The sequence below is a fragment of the Marichromatium gracile genome (assembly GCF_004343155.1).
Taxonomy (GTDB): Bacteria; Pseudomonadota; Gammaproteobacteria; order Chromatiales; family Chromatiaceae; genus Marichromatium; species Marichromatium gracile.
The window spans coordinates 1-2,320 of record NZ_SMDC01000026.1 but is presented as its reverse complement, the minus strand read 5'-3'; the positions used below and the strand labels follow the sequence as shown (position 1 = coordinate 2,320).

The 2,320-nt window shown below is 67.2% G+C and carries 2 protein-coding genes; both read left to right on the top strand.

What is annotated here, in order from left to right:
* Positions 1–320 (top strand): O-linked N-acetylglucosamine transferase family protein (locus tag EDC29_RS17180; RefSeq protein ID WP_481822768.1); only part of this gene is annotated, 320 nt, incomplete at its 5' end.
* 408 nt (positions 321–728) lie between these two features.
* Positions 729–2,320: tetratricopeptide repeat protein (locus EDC29_RS17175; RefSeq protein WP_132230694.1), on the top strand; the 1,592-nt coding region annotated here is incomplete at its 3' end.

Sequence of the window (2,320 nt, the reverse complement as noted above, 5' to 3'; positions counted from 1 at the left end):
TCCCGCACTGCTCGGGGACGACGCTGATGGAGTCGCTCCATATGGGCGTGCCCTTCGTGACCCTGGCCGAGCGCCCGAGCGTGGGTCGGATCGGGGCGACGGTACTCAGCGGGATGGGGCGCCCGGAGTGGATCGCCACGGACGAGGCGGGGTATGTCGAGCGGGCGGTGGCGCTGGCCGTGGACCTGGAGGCACTGGCGCGGATCCGCGCCGGGCTGCGCGCGGAGCTGGAGGCGAGCCCCTGGCGCGACGAGCAGGGCCTGGTGGCGCGGATCGAGGCGGCCTTCCGCGCGATGTGGCGAGGCTGGTGCCTGAGCTGAACGCTTGGCAGCCATATGAATGATCGGGTGGTGACAGCTCATGTGAGTCGCCATGCCTGGCTCTGGCACCGCAGACCGGACGAGATGAAGCAGTGACGGGGAGCTTGGCGCGTTAATTGCTTAAGCTGCAACCCCGTGGGTGCTCCCGACCGAACGAGACCGAGCGCGATGCGAGAGACCTTTCGGTCGGCCGGGTCGGGCGCCGTCGCTTCGCGGCGTGGGCGCGACAGGTCGTCGCTGCATGTTCGCCCGAGGATCGGTGGCTGTGGTGCGGTTCGGCATTCTCTGAATAGCGCTCGCTGCGGGATGCGTCAATTTATTGGCTACTGTTGTGGCTGGCGAGGATACGCTGACAATCCTTCTTCGATCGGCTGCAATCTATACAGGACAGGAAAAGGGGTCCTATCCATGGTCACCAACGACGAATCGCTCAAACTGGCCCGCGCCCATCATGCCGCGGGCAGGCTGGACGAGGCCGAGTCGCTGTATCGGGCGTGTCTCGACTCGGCGCCAGCCGAGGCCGCCGCGCACCACGGGCTCGGGGTGTTGGTGATCGAGCGCGGACAGCTCGACGCCGGGCTCGGCTTCCTGCTGCGGGCCCTGGAGCTTGCGCCCGAGAACGGCCATCACTGGGAGTCCTATGCCCAGGCCTTGATGCTGGCCCAGCGTCCGCAGGAAGGGCTGGCGGTGATCGAGCGGGCCATCGACTGCGGTCTGGACAGCGAGGCGGCACTAGGGCTGCGGGAGATGCTGCAGCGCATGTTGGCGACCCCGGCGCCGAGCGACGAGGACGCGCTGATCGCGCTGTTCGAGCAGCATCGCTTCGACGAGGTCGAGCGGCTCGCCCGTGACTGGACCGAGCGCAGGCCTTGGGATGCCTTCGGCTGGAAGATGCTGGGGGCGATGCTGGCGCAGTGCTCGCGGGGCGAGGAGGCGGTGCCGGTGCTCGAGGAGGCGCTGCGACGCGACGACCAGGACCCGCAGATCCTCAACACCCTGGGGGTCGCGCTCGAACAGGTCGGGCGGCTCGAAGACGCGGGGCTCGCCTATGCGCATGCGGCCAAGGGCTCTCCCGATTCCGTCGCCGCGCTCTACAACCTCGCCAGTCTGCTGCAGACGATCGGGCAACCGGAAGAGGCGATCGGCTATTTCGGTACGGTTCTGGCGATCAATCCCCAGCATCTGAAGAGCTACAACAACCGTGGCTCGGCGCTGCGCCAGCTCGGGCGCACGGATGAGGCGCTGGCCGACTATGGGTGCGCCCTGGAGATCGACCCCGATCATCCCGAGACCCTGACCAATCTCGGCAACGCCTTGGCCGAGCTGGGACGTCTCGACGAGGCGTTGGAGTACCAGCGCCGCGCCGTCGCCCTCAGGCCCGGACAGGCCGAGATGCTTGCCAACCTGGGTAATGTCCTCCTGCAGCTGGGGCGGGTGGAAGAGGCCGCCACAACCTATCGCGAGGCGCTGTCGAAAAAACCTCAGGACGCGGAACTCCACAGCAAACTGTTGTTCACGCTCAACTATCATTCGGAGCTCTCGGCCGAGGCGATCTTCGCCGACTACCGCGAGTTTGATCGTCGTCACGGTGAGCCGGCACGGGCGCACTGGTCCGGGCATACCAATGACCGCGATCCCGAGCGTCGGTTGCGACTGGGCTATGTCTCGCCGGACTTGCGCCTGCACTCCGCGCGTCACGTGCTCGAACCCTTGCTGATGCATCGCAACCGGCTCGACTTCGAGCTCTACGCCTACGCCGAGCTGACGCGTGAGGATGCGCAGACGGCGCGTTACCAGGGGCTGGTCGATGCGTGGATACCGACACGTGGATTGAGCGATGCCGAACTGGCCGAGCGCATCCGCGCCGACGGTATCGACATCCTGGTGGATCTGGCCGGTCACACCGCGGGCAACCGGCTGGGGGTGTTCGCGCGCAAGCCGGCGCCGGTGTCGGTCTCCTGGCTGGGCTATGGGTACACCACGGGGCTGACCGCGATCGA